Annotated in this window: 18 protein-coding genes; 13 read left to right on the forward strand and 5 right to left on the reverse strand. The window is 48.1% G+C overall.

Features of this window, described 5'->3' with window-relative positions; translation table 11 throughout:
- Nucleotides 1-102 precede the first annotated feature (102 nt).
- The 4 genes from N438_RS23465 to N438_RS23480 all read right to left on the reverse strand — a co-directional run bounded on the left by N438_RS23465 (nucleotide 103) and on the right by N438_RS23480 (nucleotide 2457).
- Entirely contained in the window at nucleotides 103-675 is a 573-nt protein-coding gene (locus N438_RS23465; RefSeq protein ID WP_032645919.1) for an inovirus-type Gp2 protein, read from the reverse strand.
- Nucleotides 676-845: 170 nt separating this feature from the next.
- On the reverse strand, nucleotides 846-1469 hold the full coding sequence (locus tag N438_RS23470) for a hypothetical protein (RefSeq protein WP_022650304.1): 624 nt from the start codon (nucleotides 1467-1469) through the stop codon (nucleotides 846-848).
- 95 nt (nucleotides 1470-1564) lie between these two features.
- Nucleotides 1565-1771 (reverse strand): AlpA family transcriptional regulator, encoded by a 207-nt coding sequence (locus N438_RS23475; protein ID WP_022650305.1) that lies wholly within the window; start codon nucleotides 1769-1771, stop codon nucleotides 1565-1567.
- Nucleotides 1772-1878: 107 nt separating this feature from the next.
- Nucleotides 1879-2457 carry an inovirus-type Gp2 protein gene (locus N438_RS23480; RefSeq protein ID WP_022650306.1) on the reverse strand — a complete coding sequence of 193 codons (579 nt, stop codon included), beginning with the start codon at nucleotides 2455-2457 and terminating at the stop codon, nucleotides 1879-1881.
- A 415-nt stretch (nucleotides 2458-2872) separates the two neighbouring features.
- Between N438_RS23480 and N438_RS23485 the strand changes: the two genes are divergently transcribed.
- Together N438_RS23485 and N438_RS23490 are read left to right on the forward strand one after the other, a co-directional pair.
- On the forward strand, nucleotides 2873-3562 hold the full coding sequence (locus tag N438_RS23485) for a hypothetical protein (RefSeq protein ID WP_243414579.1): 690 nt from the start codon (nucleotides 2873-2875) through the stop codon (nucleotides 3560-3562).
- A gap of 570 nt (nucleotides 3563-4132) precedes the next feature.
- Entirely contained in the window at nucleotides 4133-5716 is a 1584-nt protein-coding gene (locus N438_RS23490) for a hypothetical protein (protein WP_032645920.1), read from the forward strand.
- A 410-nt stretch (nucleotides 5717-6126) separates the two neighbouring features.
- Here the strand turns inward: N438_RS23490 and N438_RS23495 are convergent, their stop codons facing one another.
- Nucleotides 6127-9756: a DEAD/DEAH box helicase gene (locus N438_RS23495; protein WP_116696544.1), complete on the reverse strand. Its 3630-nt coding sequence runs from the start codon at nucleotides 9754-9756 to the stop codon at nucleotides 6127-6129.
- Nucleotides 9757-10046: 290 nt separating this feature from the next.
- Here N438_RS23495 and N438_RS27630 point away from each other — a divergent pair, with 290 nt between their 5' ends.
- From N438_RS27630 to N438_RS23550, 11 genes are all read left to right on the forward strand, one after another.
- A complete protein-coding gene (locus N438_RS27630; protein ID WP_124982910.1) occupies nucleotides 10047-10652 on the forward strand; it encodes a hypothetical protein in 606 nt (201 codons plus the stop codon).
- Between the two features lie 231 nt (nucleotides 10653-10883).
- A complete protein-coding gene (locus N438_RS23500; RefSeq protein ID WP_022650310.1) occupies nucleotides 10884-11759 on the forward strand; it encodes a GTPase family protein in 876 nt (291 codons plus the stop codon).
- 309 nt (nucleotides 11760-12068) lie between these two features.
- Complete coding sequence (locus N438_RS23505; protein WP_022650311.1) at nucleotides 12069-12533, forward strand: hypothetical protein; 465 nt, start codon at nucleotides 12069-12071, stop codon at nucleotides 12531-12533.
- A 100-nt stretch (nucleotides 12534-12633) separates the two neighbouring features.
- A complete protein-coding gene (locus tag N438_RS23510; protein WP_022650312.1) occupies nucleotides 12634-13107 on the forward strand; it encodes a hypothetical protein in 474 nt (157 codons plus the stop codon).
- A gap of 118 nt (nucleotides 13108-13225) precedes the next feature.
- Nucleotides 13226-14047: a DUF932 domain-containing protein gene (locus tag N438_RS23515; RefSeq protein ID WP_116696545.1), complete on the forward strand. Its 822-nt coding sequence runs from the start codon at nucleotides 13226-13228 to the stop codon at nucleotides 14045-14047.
- A 30-nt stretch (nucleotides 14048-14077) separates the two neighbouring features.
- A complete protein-coding gene (locus N438_RS23520; protein WP_022650314.1) occupies nucleotides 14078-14521 on the forward strand; it encodes an antirestriction protein in 444 nt (147 codons plus the stop codon).
- 12 nt (nucleotides 14522-14533) lie between these two features.
- Complete coding sequence (gene radC, locus N438_RS23525) at nucleotides 14534-15076, forward strand: DNA repair protein RadC (RefSeq protein WP_022650315.1); 543 nt, start codon at nucleotides 14534-14536, stop codon at nucleotides 15074-15076.
- A gap of 10 nt (nucleotides 15077-15086) precedes the next feature.
- Nucleotides 15087-15428: a type IV toxin-antitoxin system YeeU family antitoxin gene (locus N438_RS23530; protein ID WP_116696546.1), complete on the forward strand. Its 342-nt coding sequence runs from the start codon at nucleotides 15087-15089 to the stop codon at nucleotides 15426-15428.
- Between the two features lie 20 nt (nucleotides 15429-15448).
- Nucleotides 15449-15790, forward strand: a complete 342-nt coding sequence (locus N438_RS23535; protein ID WP_022650317.1) for a TA system toxin CbtA family protein — start codon at nucleotides 15449-15451, stop codon at nucleotides 15788-15790.
- 250 nt (nucleotides 15791-16040) lie between these two features.
- A complete protein-coding gene (locus N438_RS23540) occupies nucleotides 16041-17048 on the forward strand; it encodes a restriction endonuclease (RefSeq protein WP_022650318.1) in 1008 nt (335 codons plus the stop codon).
- 365 nt (nucleotides 17049-17413) lie between these two features.
- A protein-coding gene (locus tag N438_RS23550; protein ID WP_116696547.1) for an IS3 family transposase occupies nucleotides 17414-18525 on the forward strand; the annotation gives its coding sequence in 2 pieces (ribosomal slippage) (nucleotides 17414-17675 and nucleotides 17675-18525; 1113 coding nt in all).
- The last annotated feature ends 15 nt before the right edge of the window (nucleotides 18526-18540 follow it).

The raw sequence follows: 18540 nt of genomic DNA on the forward strand, positions 1-18540 counted from the left end.
AGACTGACAGACACCGTGCGGTTGGATGGTTTAAAGGTGTTATGAGGGTGGGAGTAGTGTGGTTCTCACACGATGAGATGCTGGCGTAAAAAATTGCCTTACTTAGAAGACATTCTTACGTGGCCGTCTGCTTGAATGTCGTTCGGGGACCTCATTGCAACCGAACAGTAACAGCCCATGTTTCTGCTGGGTTTTGGTCATATACGCCAGTACCTGTCGGATGTTGGTGATACTGTCCGGATCGCTGTAACGTACCGGAATGTAGATGTTGGCCTCGTAATGCTCTTTAAACTCACATCTGTGATACCAGCCTTCCCGGTCAGTGATATCGCTCCAGTACAAACCGGCTTGCTGCGCCCAGGGATAGGTATTCTGAGTTTTACTACCATCCAGCCAGAACACGACATGAGCATGGTAGTGGTGGTCTTCTGTCCATTCGATAACCCAGAAGAAACCGACCACCGCTTCGAGTTGCATCATACGGTTCATCAGCTTTCGGATATCCCATTCAAGCTGCCGGTGATCCCGCAGGAAAAACTTAGCGATATGATCCTGGTAAAACAGATCTGTTCGGAGTGCCCGCAGGCAGGAGTAGCGTTCAACCATATTGTCGATATGATTGTTCAGGAGTGACTGTAAAAACAAGTCTGGCTCCCATTGTTGTTTGTTGTGCATAGGATGATTTTCTTTAGTGCTGGCGAGGGCCAGTCAGTGGAATGCACCAGGTCTTCAGGAAGGGCCATGGCAGAGGGAGTTGCATGGATTAGGGGGGGGATGGTTGTAAAAAGGGAGTGCCTATTAATTATATTAATTAACCTAAATTAATTTTCACTCCCCAATAACCCTCAAATTCTTTGCATGACTATGGATGAAGCCTGATTAAGTGGTTCCGCTGTCGTCCGCCATGCAAAGCAGACATACTCGTCCATCAGACTGGTCAGTGCAGGGTTTTCAGCCTGCCGGTCATTGATCCAGATATCCATCTCCTTGTCTTTTTTGAACCTGAGGTTGCCGGTCCAGTCATCAAGGCAATTACCCAACATCAAATCGTACCAGCACAGCCAGACCAGTTTCAGACGCAGCTCACTACCGCTGAACTGGCGGAACAAACTGATGAGCTTATTTGCCAGAGGACGCTGTTTTAAACGTACGCACTCAGACAGCAAAATCCCCTCCAGCATGGGATGGTGAGCCAGCAGATGCTCCTGAGTAAATAAACTGACGCTCAGGTCATCATTAACAGTCAGTGGAGCTGCTGCTCTGCCATAAATAATCCGGTGCAGGCACTGGGGGACAATAGCAATAACCTCTTCCTCTCCCGGAAACTTAAGGCTGCTAACCGTCAGGGTATGATGGTGGTAGATATTCTGGTGACACATACCCGATCTGATCGTCAGCTTCGTAAAATCGGTCAACCAGACCTGATAATATCTATAAAGTTCTTCGTAACGAGGCTTGTAATCTTTCATGGTTCATATTCCTTCTGGCTTAAATGACAGACAGCAGAAAACCTCCGAACGAGTCGGATAGTTATTTTCTTGCCGGGGGTTAGGTCAGAGTGGTGTTATTTACGGGACTGGTTAATACGTTCCTGAAGCCAGTTTTCTACTTCGCTCTTTAACCAGCGAGAACTGCGCCCCAGTTTGACTGGTTTGGGGAAGGCACCATCTTGAATCAGCTTATAAAACCATTTATCTGTAAGCCCCGTTAGCTTCGTGATGAACCGCATATCCACCAGTTGGTCATCGAGCAAAGAAATTTGTTCTGTCATGATGCTGTCTTCCAGTATGAGATTATCCTGAGCTGGTGGGTGATTGCTCGTTACCACCAGCCCTTCCACATCAATGGATTGATACGTAAAAAAGTGCAGAACGCGAGTTACACTGTGCGAGGGCGCCCCAGTCCGCTGGGCGGCGGTATCTCACTGGCTCCGTAGTAATAGTGACCGTGCTTTTGTTCTTCTTTGGCAAGGTAACTGATGATGTAGCGCAGGTTATCGATGGCTTCGGTATCACCGTAGTTCACTGGCTTATCAATACTGACGTCATAAGTGGACTTGTATTCGCAGCGGTTGTAATACCCTTCTCGTTGCGTTATTTCCCGCCATATTGTTCCGATTCTCTCAGCTATTGGGTAGGTAGCCTGATTAAGGTGCCTGTCGAGATAGAACACGATATGGGCATGGCATCCGTGGTCTACAGAGTTCTCGAGTACCCAGAAATACCCTGCCAGATTTGTGTGCTGCAGAGTGCGTTCAACCAGCATGCGTACTTCTCGCTCAGTTTCGTTCCAGGAATGACGTTTATAGCGCTCTGTACCTTTCTGATAGAACAGGTCGAGTCTGAGTGCCTGTATTCGGGAGTATCGGTTCAGTAGCTGATTCAGGTGGTCATTGAGTAGAGACAGTAGAAACCAGTTCATCGTGTATCTGGAATTGAAAGGGTAAGGTGTGTGCATTGATTTATCCTTTGTCAGGTGGAGTACAAAGGATTGGGATGAGATGTAATTTTTAAGAGAAGCGGAGATATGGCAGATACAGGGAACTGTGTATCCAGGGGATGACAGGCAGGGTTAATGATTGGGGGAAGGCGTTGTGAACAGGGTGGTATAGAAACAGGAAGTGCCCCTTAATTATACTAAAAACCCAAATGTTCATATCAGCTGTTTAAGGATTCTAATGAGGTGAACAGAGGAGGATAGTAGAGTAAAAACTACAGTAATAATGCAGTAAAACATCAAAGTAATATCACAATAAAATCAGTAGGATATCAGTAAGAAATCAGTCATTCCTCAGCCTGTGACACGTCTCTCTCCACATAAAAGATGCTCATGCTAATCTGTGTCCGGGAGCCAGAATTAGAGGGAAGAGACGATGTTGCATTACGATATGATCCGTTACGAGATCATGTATCTAAAAATGCTGGGAGCACTTTCCAACACTGATCACTCCTTACAGTTGAGTACTTATGATTCGCCAGATCAGTTTCGACTTTTAATCTCTCAGATCCTTGAACGGCATTTCCTGGGCGATCAGGACAGAATCAAAATTGGCCGGAAAACTCTTAAAGAATGGGCTGAGCTGCTACTAATTGATAAAGATTATTTTGATTGTTTCAAAGGTACACCAAGAGCATTGTGGTTTGCTCACCATTATATTTTTGAATACCCAGTATTATCTGCAGGGCTGACGCTTGGTGGGTTGGGGAATGACGTCGGTTGTTCAGGAAGTTTTAATTCTCTTTTAATGGATAATAATATCTTCGCAAATCTTGATTTCCCTAATTTGAATATCGACTTGGACGATATCGATTGGGACCTGATAAAAAATCCACAGGCCACTACTTCGAAAAAACCGAAACGCGTTTTCTCCCGATTTTATCTGAACGCGGGAGCAAGTACCGATCTGTACAACCCCTCCCCGGTAACTGAGCGTGAACTCATCAATGGTGTGATGAGATACATTGATGAAGCTCCATGCTCACTTGGAGATAAGATCTCTTATTTCAAAAAACTGCATGAGCGCTGGCTTGAGCAATATGATTTTTTTTCTGACAGATTTTGACTGGATATCACGTGAAAATGAAACTCAGTTAGTATATCTCTGGGACTATCTCAAAGGAAAAGAACGAATAGCAGGCTATCTTCGCCCATATAACACGTCTATGCGTTATGACATGATTATTGCGGCTATAGATGTGTGGAACGTCCAACCTGAAGAGAAGCTGGAGTTTATTGAGAAGATGAAACATGCCTGGCAGTCATCAAAATCTTATCGGCGATCCGCTAAATAGCGTTGTGATCCCAGTGGTTTGTTGGTCTGATTTCTCAATGTTGTGATGAATCTGAGTAGACCTGGAGTCTTCTATCTATCTCCCTCTTTGTCCCGTTACGTATAGAGCACATACTTGTGAAAGATTACCATGGCGAGGTATGGACGATTACCTGGCTATCGGCGCGTCTATCTCTGGTACCAAGCAAACAACCTGCTGGATCTGAAGGTCAGCAATGAGCGAGGAGCGGACATCATTGTTGCCGGAAACGCTAATATCCTTTGGCTAGTCCTTTAGCATTCTAGTAATAGATTTTTTTGTTTTTTAGAGTATCATCAATAACTTATCTAAAGAAAAGCCAAATGCTAACACATTATTTGGCGACGTTAATCCAAGGAAGAGTATTAGGAGCTAAAATGGTATTTAAAAGTTTTATACGCAAGGAAAAAAATGCCCTCTATATTGGTGCACCTGAAGCAGAGGCAGAATCGTTGCCAACTTCAAAAGTCAATTTGCGAGATGTTTATGAAGATCTTCACAATCTCTACGAAGAACTTTCTGACGAGAAATTTATATTGATTGGACGCAAAGGTTGCGGGAAAAGTGCATTTGCGGAATATACATATTTGTCAGCAATCGAACAACCCAATTTATTTTGTTCATTTGTTAGCCAAGATAATTTAAGTTTGGAAAGGCTCGTTCAGTTAGGCAATGAACATAACTCGGAGCATACAAAAGATCACTTATTTAAATGGCTAATTTACACTAATATCATCAAGATGTTTTTTGAGAATGAAGCTGCTGCTCAAGCAGATGGATACAAATTACTGCAAGAATTTCTCAAAAAGAATAGTGGTTACATTGACATAAATACAGGTGAAATAGTTGAGCTAATAAAGAAACATTCCTTTGAGGTCAGCATTGAGCAATTTAAGAGATTTTTCAAAGGGAAGTTTAATTCTGATATACAAATTAAAGAATCAAGGGCAGCATTCTATAAATTGATACCTCATTTGGAAAAAGTTGTTGTAGAGGTTTTGACGAGTAAGCTCAATAGAGAGAATCAAAATTCTTACGCTTTGTTTTTTGATGATTTAGATATTGACTTTGATGCCAATGATAATAACTCAACAGACACACTGATACAGCTAATCAGAACATCTAAACATGTAAATAATACCGTGTTTGCTAAAAATAATGCATCAGCGAAAGTTATAATACTGATTCGAGATGATGTGGAGCGACTTTTATCCACGCAAGCAGCTGATATATCTAAAGTTTTCTCATCTTACTCCACAAGGCTATCCTGGAGTGAGGATGACAATGCAGGAAAGTCTGATGAAAACGATCTCGCCATTAAGAAAATGATAAATAAGCGGATTGCAAATGCTTTCCGCCAAGCAAACCTACAGTTCAAAAATAAAAATACACCATGGGAAAGTCTTATAGATGATGACTTCTCTCCAAAGACAAGTTTTAAGTATGTATGCGACCACACACTAATTCGGCCACGAGATTTGATACTTTTCTTCAAACCACTTGAGTCCGGTTACTACTCGATACCATTAAATAAAACGGATGTTAATAAGTTATTGGGGCTGTATTCAGCTGAACTTGTTAAGGAGTTAAGTAACGAACTTTCGTCGTTCTATAACCCCTTTCAGATTCAAAACATTTTCGATGCTTTAAAAGACATTAGTTTGAAGTATGACTGTACTTATTCGGAAGCTGTTGAATTTATAGAAAACAATTGTGTAAACTTGTCATCTGTAAAATTACTGCAAGAGCTATATGATCGTTCCATGATTGGTTGCATTAATGGCACTAATGGTTATGCGCACTTTAAACATCGGACAAGTAAAAAAGATGCTCATGAGTATAGACTTGATCCTACAGGGCTAGTTATAGTGCATTCAGGAATAAGTATAAACCTGCGCAACCGGTAGCTTATAGTTTCCGATATCTTTACTGTAGGTTCAGACTGAATTAAGCCACTCATTGTTAGTTAAGCCTGACTTTTAACAGGCTTAACTATAAAACTAGAGATATGCTGTATAGACCATACAGAAAAGAATGTAAGCGAGTACAAGCCAAATATACAAATGCCAATATTGAAAACAATCTTTTGAATATTTTAGTTCTTATTAGTTTATATGTAAATAATTTCGATATACGAACTTTTAGATGTCGTAATGTAATTTTAAACAAGTATTGCATTCATACTTTCTTTCATAAATGTAGGTACTCATAATTCCAGTAACGCCCGCTCTTGGCACATAGCGGTCGGCTCGTTACAGAGCTAAATAAAAGATTAGTTGCGATGTGCCCTTAACAATGAGTGCCGCCTCGGAGATTGTTAGGCTGATTTCGCCAATTGCCGATGCAGGACCTGAAGGCTAGTTCCCGCCCCTGTCCATGCAGCAGCCGAGCCGACCACATACAGGTTTTGCTTGGCGCGTGAGACGGCTACATTGATTATGTTTGGTGGGCTTGCCGCCCACTGACGTGCTCTTTGCTGACTCGCTTTCGGCGCACCCAGCAACAGGATTACCGTGTCCGCCTCTCGGCCCTGGAACGTGTGGATTGTGCCTATACGATCACGGCACCATTCATCCAGCTTTACGCCGAACGTTCGCAGCAGATCAGTTTCACTGTCGAGACGCCGACGCATGTTCTGCTCTACGATCTTGAATGGTGTGATGATAAATACGTCCGGATTTGTAATGCCCGATGCTGCCAGCTCTTTGAGCATTCGCACAACCGCTTCGCCCTCGTCGGGACACCACTTCGTCTCAGCATCGCCATTGATATCCACCCAGTGAGATCTCCCCAAAGCCGAGCCTATAGATCCGGGTTTTTTAGGCCCGACAGCATGGACCATCTGCCCGGCATAGGCGATGGAGTTAGAAACATCAAACATTGGGTTCTGGCAACGCCTGTGAACGAGCAATGGCAGCCCGACTTCTCGATCACCTACGTCCATGACGAAGGTGGATTTGAAGCGCGATGCCTGATCAGCAAGGGTCTGCGTAGATGCTGCGGGGGCAGACCATTCGACTTGGTCAATGTCAAAGAACTTGCAGATTTCGGCGTTCAGCTTTTCAGGAAGTGAAACTACAGGTGGGATTTGCAACGGGTCACCTACCACAATGGAGCGCTTTGCCCGCATGATAGCTCCAACTGCTGCCTGAGGAACGGCTTGGCCCGCTTCATCTACCAGAAGCCAACCAATGCTCTCTGGTGGCAGATCCCCGAACATCGTCCGAACAGAGGCGAATGTCGTGGACACGGTCGGCACAACCACGAAAAGGCTTGACCAAAGGTCGGGGAGAAGTTCACGGTGAGCGGAAGACTGGAAGGCACCAGCTACCATGCCTGACATCAATAACCCAAGATTGTGTTGCAAGCGGCTGGCCGAAGCATCGATGAACGTTTTATGCACAGTCAGGGCAGCGGCGAAAAGATCCTCCCGCAGGCGATGAACCTCATCGGGAAGCCATGGCGCAGTGAGGTGGATAGCCTCGTGCTCGCGCTCGAAGAACCTCTCATCAACGACCCTGTCTCCCATACGGTTTCGTGCCTGTGCCTCGGTTGCCTTCAATTTCGAGACAGCCTGACATTTGCTGGAAATTTCCTGGTCGAGTTGCTGTAACTGGGACTCAGTATTGCTCCACTCAGCCCTTGCAAGCTCTAGGGCACCGTCCGTCCCCTGCGCCCGTATGACTGATTGCTGCAAGGTCGTCGAGAGCTTCTGCAGTGTCGATCTCCACGACTTCCAGGCCGCAGTCGCAAACAAACGGGAGAAGAAACCTGGACGGCAAGCAAGATGGCTGTCGAGCATGATCTTGTCCTGCTCGATCTGCGATTTTGCCTTCTCATGCTCTCGTTGGCAGGATTCAGCAGTCTTGTGTGCCTCTTCGACGGCTTCATTCAGACTCGGTCGACGCTGTTCAGCCCTTTGAAGTTCGGTGATCGCTCCCTTGAGCGCCTGGATATCCCGTCGCATCTCTTCGATGCTGGCGATTTCGGCGTCTACCGTCTCCTTAAGTTTAAGAAAGACGGTTCGCGCTTTCAGCCAGGCCGCAGCAGCATCCGCTTCGTTGGTGCTGGGCCGCTCATTGACAACCACGCTGGGCATCACACGATCGATGGTTTCGCCAGTTCGCTCGTCCTTGATCTCACGCATGACATTTATGCCGCGAGCTGCTTTCAGGTAGGTAAGGAAACCACCGTCTTCATTCCACCAGAAACCTTGCTGAAACGCGCCTCGGTTGCTGCTCTTGCCGAGAGCAGCGGCGATCAGCCCCCAGGTTTCGACAGTGTCGGAGGGGATGTCCCCCTCGGCCTCGGCTTCGAAATAGCCGGCGCGTTTGGGATTCGCAATCAGGTCGCTGATGGACCGGAAGTAGGCGATCTGTTCATGGCGACCATTGGCTTCCTTGAGAGGAAGCTCTTTACTGACGTTTTCGACCGCTTTGTTATTGGAGGAGGCTACGACGATCTCATGGCCCCTCAAGGATGCATGTAACTTGTAGAAGTGCAGGAATGCATTGGAACCGAATGCCAGCTTCTCGCCTGTTGTGGAAAAGGCATCCTGCGGTTTGTTGAAGCCGGACATCGCCGTGGCCCGATCGAGAATGCATCCAACGACGATATCCCGGAGAAGAGTGGTCTTACCGGTTCCCGGAGGCCCATTGACGCCGATGATACCTGGAGCATCATTCAGCTCAGCACGCGCCGCATTCACGGCAGCCTGTTGAAGCAACACCAGTGGATGGCCGCCTTTCGAAGGCCAACGAGCCTGCGGCATGAGCGACGGTGCGACGAACGGCTCAACTGCGGAAATGGGCGATAGCACGTCGATTTTCTGGTCAGGTCTGCCAATTCCCATGTAGCGGCGCAAACCGGTTCCGGCTTTGCCCGTCTCGAGCAATTTGGTTGCTTCACCGAGATCTTCAAGATAGAAGGAATTCAGTAACGAAGGTTCAGGCGGCGCCTTAGCCTTGAAATGATGAAACACCTTAATCGCGAATGTGGGTGGCTCAACCAAATGCTCGGGTACACTGAACTGCGATACAAGCCATTTATAAGCGTTATGAACAACATTCAGATCGATCGGTATGGGTTCTCCATCTTTGTTGTGGTGGCGAACCATTCGATCCAGATGCTCGATAATGCGCGGCTCAACATTCGGCCAATTCCCTAAACTCCCAAGCTTAAGATCGAGAGCCGGCTTGAGTGCCCAGGCAAAACTGGACACGGCAACGCCTTTTTCCTCAAGCACATAGCCTTCTTTGTCGATCAGGATCGAGCCGATGGCCGCTTTCTTACCGTCCGGGCGTGAACGCTCCTCATCCTCGCCAAAAACCTTGACCAGCTCGTCCGTCGCCTTGTCGAGAGCGATGGAGCCGAGGACGACCTCGAAATAAAGCTTATGGCTGGGCTTGCTGCGGGCATTTGGTCCCCATGGTACACCTCGCTCCAATAGGGCAACCCTAGAGCGGTCGCCGGTTGCCATATCCTCTGGGCGTTTATAACCTTGAGGCGACAGTGCTTCGAGGGCTGTCCATGCTGCCAGTATTGCTCGCGCATCATTCGACTTACCTGTCGGAGAGAAAGATGGGAGTGGACCTAGGTCGATCTGGTCTTCGCCGAATTGCTGTTGCATGACAGGAGCTGGATTAGCCTTGGGTTGCTGTTGCACTACCGCTGCAGGCTCATCACGGGGCGGAACTTGGGAGGATTGTGTGGACGACGAGCCAGGATGACGCGCTGATGGACTGGAATCCGACATTGAGATCACGCAGTGACCACTAAGTACAGTTCGGGCTTGCTCGATTTTAGTCCTCAACGTTCGGGCCTTGGCAGTATTGCGGAAGGTCAGTTCGTTCAACAGCCGTTCAAGTTCACTAGCATTGTTCCGTGACCGCTCGAAAATTTCCTCCAGATCGAAGATTGATTTTTGCGCATACTGCCTTGTAGTCATTTTTTCTGCAACTCCAGACCCCATCAGTTGAGAGATTTTATGCTAATTAGCATGATTTCTAAAACGGTAAACTTCCGCTCCTTGCACGGAGCAGACCTAAAGCAAGTCCGTTAGGTCCGCTGTGAGCGAAGAGCGGACCCAACTCAATATAATTTGTTAAAATTTTCGAGTTGATCACTAGTATCTTTCATGAAACCCAACTTACTGATATTCTCGTAAAAAAGAATTCTTAACTTGTGTGAATGTAGATAATAGCAGGAACTAAAGCTTAATAACTTAGGAAGCTTGATATGTCTGGTAGCCACAATGATAGTAACATTAGTGCACACTCTGGAAATGCGCAGAACAAGGCTGAAGTTGTTAAAGCATCTTTAAACATAGGCAGTGCGCTATTGGTCGCAATAATCGCAGCTTTAGGGGGAATGGCCGGCTCATATCTCACGGGTTCAAAGTTAGTTGAAAGTACAAGAGTCCCAGCACTCATCAATGCCAGAACGATTTGTACTACTGCTGTTAACGAAGATGAATACAAATTTCGTGAAAAAGCCTCTGATTTTTTGGCTGCGGTAGCTGCATTTGATGCTGATAAATCTCTTTTATATAAAGCTAATCATAATCAACTTTACCAACCAGCGAAATCAGCCATAACTAAAGCAATGTCGATAAGTTCTTATTCTTCTGAACGTCTATCAGTACTGGCAGTAAATATTGCATCATCTATAAAACAACTTGCAATTTCTGATATGGATTATGTTATTTCAGATAGTGGCGCTTATAAAAAACTATCTTCCTCAATGGAGGAATGGCCAGAGGCATATAATGAATATATGAAAACCTTCGATGTAAAACGTGCTTCTTGCAACTCCGATGCTATAAGCTATAAATCAGAAAAATAAGGAATGAAATGACTTCAAGACAGTTGGCCAACTTCTAAAGAATCAGCATTACAGAATGCTGATATCATCTGCTTCAGGCATGAAGCAGACATCGTTCAATCCTATATTGCACAAGGTCCTTTACGTGTTAATCTAAAATTCCAAATTATTTCAGACAGATATTATCTCAGTGAATCCCCGCCTTCCTGACTAGATCGCGGGATTTTTAATTTTTCACGCTGAGACTACTGTATGAATAAACCTGATGGCCTTCAGGCCCTTGAACAACCGCTCGCGTCGCTTCCTCACACGCTTCGTCAGCTTATTCTTGAACGTATCCAGAACCTGACCCACTACGAGCCGTTGATTGGCATCATGGGCAAAAGTGGTGCTGGTAAATCCTCTCTTTGCAACGAGCTTTTCCGGGGCGAGGTGTCGCCGGTATGTGACGTGAACGCCTGTACTCGCGACGTACTGCGCTTCCGGCTACGCAGCGGGCGTCACAGTCTGGTAATTGTCGATTTACCGGGTGTAGGTGAAAACGGGCGGCGGGATCATGAGTACCGGGCCCTGTACCGTCGTATGCTGCCGGAGCTGGACCTGGTGCTGTGGGTCATTAAGGCCGACGATCGGGCACTGACCGTGGACGAGCAGTTCTGGCACGGCGTGATGCAACCTTACAGGCAAAAGGTACTGTTTGTGATTAACCAGGCCGACAAAATCGAACCCTGTCATGAATGGGATAGCGCGATCGGCACGCCCTCGCCACAACAACAGGTAAATCTTAAAGCGAAGCAGGTTGCGATTATGGCAATGTTTAAACCGCATCATCCGGTCTGTGTGGTGTCCGCCAGCACTGGATGGGGCATTGAGGATATGGTGGCAAACATGATGTGTTGTCTGCCTGACCGCGCCACCAGCCCGGTGGTGACACAACTGCAAGGGAGACTCTGCACAGAGCCGGTAAAGTCGCAGGCCCGCGACAGTTTCGGTGAAGCTGTGAGCCGGGTTTTTGATACGGCAGAGTCATCGTCGTTCCTGCCTGCATCGCTGAAAACGGTGATTCGTACCGTGCGTGATGTGGTGGTGTCCGTCGCCCGTGCCGTCTGGGACTGGATTTTCTTCTGAAACCAGACTTTATACTCCTCCCGGTCAACCGTGGGCATGAGTCTCATTCCCAGACCCACTTCTTGTAATCAGAATACCCCGTTGCCCCCACTTCGTGGCACCGGATACCTGAGTCCCTGTTCTGTCACACATTTTCCCCGAAAGGGATGACAACCCTTGCTCTTATTAATAGAGTGTAACGATCGATATCTATTTTATTGATCGTTATTATCGATCGATATCTAAAGGCATCTGCTCAGTCTGCAGCGCACCAGGTACGCCGTTGCGGGCGCTGACTCCGGATTTTCTGAAATGGCTAAGGAATGAAAAATGAAAATGAGGTTTGCAGTTTTTGCGCTGGTCTTCTGCGTCAGTCTCAGTACCGCGGCACGGGAACGGGTCGATATTCCGGCGAACACTATCTGGTCGTTTAAGGACCCTGGTGGTCGGGTGTTATGGGATGTCTGTGGGGGAAAACAAAGCTCCTGCACCATCGTGTTGGCGGCAACGAACAGGGTGGCCATCGTTAATCGTAAATCCACTAACGGCTGCGCCCTGGGGGATTTTTACGTAGTGGGTAAACCCGAAAAAGCCTGGAACCAGTACGACACGGGGACCTGCAGCAGCAATGCTTACTTCAGTCAGGGGACCATGAACAACGGGCAGTACCGGACTATCGATGTCCGTCTCAACGGGGAACTGGTAAAACGATTCCCGGTGGAATACTGGTCGATGGTGAAATCCTTTTCGGGTAGCAACCGGCCAAAATGGAAGGACAAAACGACAGACAGATAAGAGCGTTGATGAAATTAATTAAGGTTGTCCGGGTTCCCGGTGCGCTTCAGCGCGCCCTGACGGATTCCCTCCCTCTGATGTTAATGAAAGGAAATCACTTATGCGTTTATCTCATGCCGCCCTGGCGTTCGTTATGCTGGCCTCAGCCTCCGTTGCACAGGCCATCCCCAATATGTGGAGCAGCGGCTTCGCTCAGGGTGTGACCGAATACATCATCACCGGCCCGGAGAAAGTGGTCTTTAATCTTAACTGCACCACCAGCCCCGATGAGCAGAATGTGCTGCAGCACAGCGTATACCTGACCCTGCCCGACGGTACCTTGCTGAATTCTCACGATGACGGAACCGACATCACCGTGGTGATGGATGACAGCCAGTATCCGTTACCGTCATTCCTCGGCTGGCGAAACGGTGACAATGCCTGGGTGTCATTTATTGACGCCCTGAGCCAGGCTGCGAATTTTGATGTTTACGTCAACGATAAAAAAGTCGGCACCTTCAGTCCGGGGCTGAAGAATACGGAGAAAGAATTATCTGACCTCAGTGGCTGCAGAACCACCCATTACAGCGATTAATCCTCCACATTTCAGTTCTCTACAGCCCGCAACACACCAACACCAGATAGCAACAGGCCATGCTCCTTCGGGAACATGGCTTTTTGTTTTTATTTCATTATCAGATAAGGAGTTAGCCATGCGATTAGCCAGCCGCTTTGGCCGTATAAACCAGATACGCCGTGACCGGCCTCTGACCCACGAAGAGCTGATGAGCCATGTCCCCAGCGTGTTCGGGAGTGACAAGCATGAATCTCGTTCAGACCGTTACACCTACATCCCTACCATTACCATTCTCCAAAGCCTGCAGCGTGAAGGCTTTGAGCCGTTCTTTGCCTGCCAGACAAAGGTTCGCGACCAGAGCAAGCGGGAACACACCAAACATATGCTTCGCCTGCGTCGTGCCGGTCAACTGACCGGACATCAGGTGCCGGAAATCATTCTACTTAACAGCCATGACGGCTCATCAAGCTACCAGATGTTGCCGGGGCTATTTCGAGGCGTCTGTACCAACGGTCTGGTCTGCGGACAGTCATTTGGCGAAGTGCGGGTACCACATAAAGGGAATGTTGTTGAGAGGGTGATTGAAGGGGCTTACGAAGTGCTCGGTGTGTTTGACCGGGTGGAGGAGAAGCGCGATGCAATGCAGTCACTGGCACTGCCAGAACCAGCCCGTAACGCACTGGCGAATGCCGCGCTGAAGTATCGCTTTGGTGAAGACCACCAGCCGGTCACGGTATCGCAGTTGTTGACCCCACGTCGCCGGGAGGACTACAGCGATGACCTGTGGACCGTCTATCAGCGGCTACAAGAGAACCTGATGAAAGGAGGTCTGTCAGGGCGAACCGCTCTGGGGAAAAGTAGCCGCACCCGTGCTGTTACCGGTATTGATGGCGATGTGAAGCTCAATCGCGCCCTGTGGGTTATGGCTGAAAACATGCTCGAATTTTTCGGGCGTTAAACAACCGTTCCGGCATAAGGAGATAGTTTAATGAATACACAAAATCATCAGTTCGCGGAGCATACCGCAATTACTGCCTCAGTGGTCCCGGACGAGTTACGCATCGGCTTCTGGCCGCAGCACTTTGGCTCCATCCCACAATGGATAACCCTTGAACCTCGCATTTTCGCCTGGATGGATCGGCTGTGTGCCGATAACCACGGTGGTATCTGGCGTTTTTCGACACTCAGCAACGGCGGCGCTTTTATGGCTCCCGAGTCAGATCACGATGAGAAGTGGACATTGTTCAACAGCATGAACGGCAATGGCGCAGAGCTTACCAGTGAAGCTGCAGGGATGGTCGCCTGTCTGATGGCTTACAATCACCACGCCTGTCGCACCGAGTGTGACGCGATGACTGAGCACTATTATCGCTTACGCGACTACGCGCTGAACCATCCAGAGTGCAGAGCCATTATGCATCTCATCGACTGAGGGATACCGAACATGAATACTGTATTATCCCCGCTGTCATCTCAGCCTGAACTCTTTCCACTGGCGATTATGGCCCAGCATGGTTGTTTGCTTCCCGCGACCTCCGGATTAACCCCCTATGCCCAACGCACCATTCGTCGTGCCATCAACCTGCTGGATAAATATCTGCGCCAGCCCGGTATATCCTTTACCTCCAGTACTGCTGCCCGTAACTGGCTTCGGTTACATCTGGCAGGACAAGAACGGGAAGTGTTTATGGTGCTCTATCTCGATAACCAGCACCGTTTACTGGAGAGTGAAACGCTATTTGCCGGTTCGATTAACCATGTCCAGGTCCATCCCCGCGAGGTAGTGAAGTCAGCGCTTCGCTTCAATGCTGCAGCTGTCGTCCTCGCACACAATCATCCCTCCGGCGATCCGGAGCCCAGTCAATGTGACCGCAACATTACGGGTAGGCTTAAAGAAGCGTTAGCACTGGTTGATGTGAACACGCTCGATCATCTGGTTATCGGATCAGATGGCATTGTGTCGTTTGCAGAGCGAGGCTGGATATGAGGGTACTTCAATGAAATCTACTGACTCAGAGAACGATTCATTTCTCAAGTGGGGTCTGAATCGTAATGTGACACCTTGCTTTGGCGCTCGTCTGGTACAGGAGGGAAACCGGCTGCACTATCTGGCTGACCGGGCCAGTATCACCGGTAAGTTCAGCGAAGCAGAATGTCTTAAGCTGGATGTGGCATTCCCGCATTTTATCAGCCAGATGGAATCGATGCTGACTACTGGTGAAATGAATCCTCGCCATGCCCACTGTGTCACCCTGCACCACAATGGTTTCACCTGCGAAGCCGATACCCTTGGCAGTTGCGGCTACGTATACATCGCCGTTTACTCCACCCATCGTTAACTACTTTCACAAGAGCAAATATGAAAACTCTACCTGCAACAAATCCGCAGGCGGCGAAGCTATGTCTGTCGCCCGTGGCTGTCTGGCAAATGCTGCTTGCACTCCTGCTGGAACAACATTATGGCCTGACTCTCAACGACACGCCATTCAGTGATGAAACGGTAATTCAGGAACATATCGATGCCGGTATATCTTTGGCCGATGCCGTTAATTTTCTGGTGGAAAAGTACGGGCTGGTTCGTATTGATCGCAGGGGATTCGACTGGCAAGAACAGTCCCCATATCTGCGGGCAGTCGATATTCTGCGGGCGCGACAGGCAACAGGTTTATTGAAAGCGCGGCACGGTGAACATTGGGAATAGCCTTCCTGATTCACACTGCAGCTTTCCTTACTTATTTAATTTACTCATTCCAAAAAGCACCTGCCGATGCTGGTTGGTGCTTTTACTTATATGGACGAAATATCATGCAAATTGAAGCTGTAATTTTAACTGGGCACATTATCGCAAGCACAATCCGGGAATGCTGGGCCGTCGTTGTTGATGGTTTTGACGCATACTACGATCAAGCTTATGATCCAGCATAATTTCTTTTCCTCATGAAGGGACTGGTATGGGCAATAGAATGTGGATGATCCGCGGTGACGGCGGCAAGCTCTATGACGATTTTCGCGATAAGCAAATTGTAGGCATCGGTTGGTCTCAGCTGGCTCCATTAGTCAAATCCGGCCTATCCCGAGCCCAGTTACTCGCCTTATACCAGGAGGCTGATCCCTTAACAAAGCTCGGAACAGCCCGTTCTGGCGCATCGCAGGTCTGGCGTTTTGTGAATGAGATCCAAAAGGGTGATTGGGTTATTACCTATTCGCCAGCCAACCGTACTTATTTGCTAGGCAAAGTTACTTCAGACTTCCAGTATCATCCTGAATGGGTGGAAGAGGGGATGGGTATCGCTCGGCAGGTTAAATGGAATACTCAAGAAATCGACCGCGATAGACTGTCTGTTGCTACCAAAAACACATTGGGTTCTACGCTGACGGTTTTCCAGCTTCCAGAATATGCGCTAGAAGAGCTTTTGCAGGATAAGAAACCCACTGCAGATGTAATTACTCAGAATCCAATTGCGATGGATGAAGATGAGGCTGTTTCGGATCCGCTTCGCGATATGGAAATGCTGGCGTTTGAGGGTATCAAAGATCGTATCAACTCTCTTGACTGGGATGAGATGCAAAATCTTGTTGCCGGAGTTTTACGCGGCATGGGCTATAAAACGCAGGTCTCACCTGCGGGAGCCGATCGGGGTAAAGACATTATTGCTTCACCTGATGGATTTGGTTTTGAAAATCCACGTATTATCGTTGAGGTAAAACATCGCAGGGAGCAAATGGGGAGTCAGCAGATCCGCAGCTTTATTGGCGGTCGTCATCCAGAAGATCGTGGGCTTTATGTCAGTACGGGGGGCTTTACGAAAGATGCTCGCTATGAAGCCGACCGCTCACAGATACCTCTGACGCTCTGGACGCTGGACGATCTTGTCAGAGCCCTCATTGAAAACTATGAGCAGGTTGATATCGAAACCAAACTTTTGGTGCCTCTGAAGAAAACTTTCCTTCCTGCCTGAATCCTGCTTTGATAGCCATATCGGTGTTCTACTGGTATGGCTTTATACCCACTTGAAATGTCTATTTTTTGTACGGATTTTAACTTGTGGGTACAAGTACGGGTATAACTATTTATTTCTGTTTATAAACAATATTGATATCAGCCTATTAGGTGTGAAATTCGAGTCCGGCCTTCCCCATCGGAACATCAATAGACGTCGACGGACGTCTTTTTTGTGCCTGAAATCCGCGCTACGCAAGGCTTTTCGCGATTCTCCTTTCAACAGAAGTCAATCTGAGTCAACCTGTAAGCATCCCGGTAAACCGGACCATTCACATTTAGAGATCTTCCGGCATACTGAATATATCCCTGGAGGAGATCGCCATACGCAAAGCCCGATTCACCGAACACCAGATCATCGCCGTTCTGAAGTCCGTCGAAGCCGGACGCACCGTCAAAGATGTGTGCCGCGAAGCCGGGATTTCTGAGGCTTCGTACTACAACTGGAAAGCGAAGTTCGGCGGTATGGAAGCCTCTGATATCAAAAAGATGAAGGACCTCGAAGATGAAAACCGCCGGTTGAAACAGATGTTTGCAGACCTGAGCCTCGAGTGCAGCGCATTGAAAGACGTTATTGAAAAAAAGCTTTAAAACCAGCGATAAAGCGTGAGTTGGTCAGCTATCTGACCGCGCAGTTTGCCATGAGCTTACGTCAGGCATGCAGGATATTGTCGCTGAGCAGGACGGTATTTCGTTATCAGCCGGATACGCAACGTGATGAGCCAGTCATTATGGCGCTGACCGTGGCGGCTGAACGCTATCCGCGATACGGATTTAAAAAGCTTTTTCAGGTGCTGCGCAGGCAGGGCAAAAGCTGGAACCATAAGCGCGTTCACCGGATTTACTGCCTGCTGAAACTGAATTTTCGCCGTAAGGGAAAACAGCGCCTGCCAGTGCGCAATCCGGTTCCGCTGGTGACGCCAGAGGCGATGAACCAGAGCTGGTCCATCGATTTTATGCACGACGCGTTGGTCTGCGGCAGAGGCTTCCGGACCTTCAATGTGGTGGATGATTTTAACCGTGAAGCACTGGCGATAGAAATCAACCGGAATATCCCGGCTCAGCGAATCATCCGGGTGCTGGACAGGATCGTGGCAAACCGCGTCTATCCGCTGAAAATGCGGATGGACGACGGGCCAGAACTGGTCTCGCGGGCACTGGCACAATGGGCCGAAGAACATGGCGTGCAGCTCGAATTTATTAAACCGGGTAAACCTACACAAAATGCTTTTATCGAACGGTTCAACCGGACATACCGGACAGAAATTCTTGATTTTTACCTGTTCAGAACACTGAATGAAGCACGGGAAATTACCGAGCGCTGGCTGATAGAATATAACAACGAGCGGCCTCATGAGTCCCTGAACAACCTGACGCCGGAAGAGTACCGGCTGATGGCTGAAAAACCGGAACTCTCAGAAAGTGCGTGGAACTAAAACAGGTGTGCTTAA

The sequence above is a fragment of the Klebsiella sp. GL120222-02 genome (assembly GCF_003097195.1).
Lineage (GTDB): Bacteria > Pseudomonadota > Gammaproteobacteria > Enterobacterales > Enterobacteriaceae > Klebsiella > Klebsiella variicola.

What these genes read in the sequence shown, in the direction of transcription:
- N438_RS23465 (WP_032645919.1), bottom strand. Translation starts at nt 675, where the DNA reads ATGCACAACAAACAACAATGGGAGCCAGACTTGTTTTTACAGTCACTC.
- N438_RS23470 (WP_022650304.1), bottom strand. Translation starts at nt 1,469, where the DNA reads ATGAAAGATTACAAGCCTCGTTACGAAGAACTTTATAGATATTATCAG.
- N438_RS23475 (WP_022650305.1), bottom strand. Translation starts at nt 1,771, where the DNA reads ATGACAGAACAAATTTCTTTGCTCGATGACCAACTGGTGGATATGCGG.
- N438_RS23480 (WP_022650306.1), bottom strand. Translation starts at nt 2,457, where the DNA reads ATGCACACACCTTACCCTTTCAATTCCAGATACACGATGAACTGGTTT.
- N438_RS23485 (WP_243414579.1), top strand. Translation starts at nt 2,873, where the DNA reads ATGTTGCATTACGATATGATCCGTTACGAGATCATGTATCTAAAAATG.
- N438_RS23490 (WP_032645920.1), top strand. Translation starts at nt 4,133, where the DNA reads ATGCTAACACATTATTTGGCGACGTTAATCCAAGGAAGAGTATTAGGA.
- N438_RS23495 (WP_116696544.1), bottom strand. Translation starts at nt 9,756, where the DNA reads ATGACTACAAGGCAGTATGCGCAAAAATCAATCTTCGATCTGGAGGAA.
- N438_RS27630 (WP_124982910.1), top strand. Translation starts at nt 10,047, where the DNA reads ATGTCTGGTAGCCACAATGATAGTAACATTAGTGCACACTCTGGAAAT.
- N438_RS23500 (WP_022650310.1), top strand. Translation starts at nt 10,884, where the DNA reads ATGAATAAACCTGATGGCCTTCAGGCCCTTGAACAACCGCTCGCGTCG.
- N438_RS23505 (WP_022650311.1), top strand. Translation starts at nt 12,069, where the DNA reads ATGAAAATGAGGTTTGCAGTTTTTGCGCTGGTCTTCTGCGTCAGTCTC.
- N438_RS23510 (WP_022650312.1), top strand. Translation starts at nt 12,634, where the DNA reads ATGCGTTTATCTCATGCCGCCCTGGCGTTCGTTATGCTGGCCTCAGCC.
- N438_RS23515 (WP_116696545.1), top strand. Translation starts at nt 13,226, where the DNA reads ATGCGATTAGCCAGCCGCTTTGGCCGTATAAACCAGATACGCCGTGAC.
- N438_RS23520 (WP_022650314.1), top strand. Translation starts at nt 14,078, where the DNA reads ATGAATACACAAAATCATCAGTTCGCGGAGCATACCGCAATTACTGCC.
- radC (WP_022650315.1), top strand. Translation starts at nt 14,534, where the DNA reads ATGAATACTGTATTATCCCCGCTGTCATCTCAGCCTGAACTCTTTCCA.
- N438_RS23530 (WP_116696546.1), top strand. Translation starts at nt 15,087, where the DNA reads ATGAAATCTACTGACTCAGAGAACGATTCATTTCTCAAGTGGGGTCTG.
- N438_RS23535 (WP_022650317.1), top strand. Translation starts at nt 15,449, where the DNA reads ATGAAAACTCTACCTGCAACAAATCCGCAGGCGGCGAAGCTATGTCTG.
- N438_RS23540 (WP_022650318.1), top strand. Translation starts at nt 16,041, where the DNA reads ATGGGCAATAGAATGTGGATGATCCGCGGTGACGGCGGCAAGCTCTAT.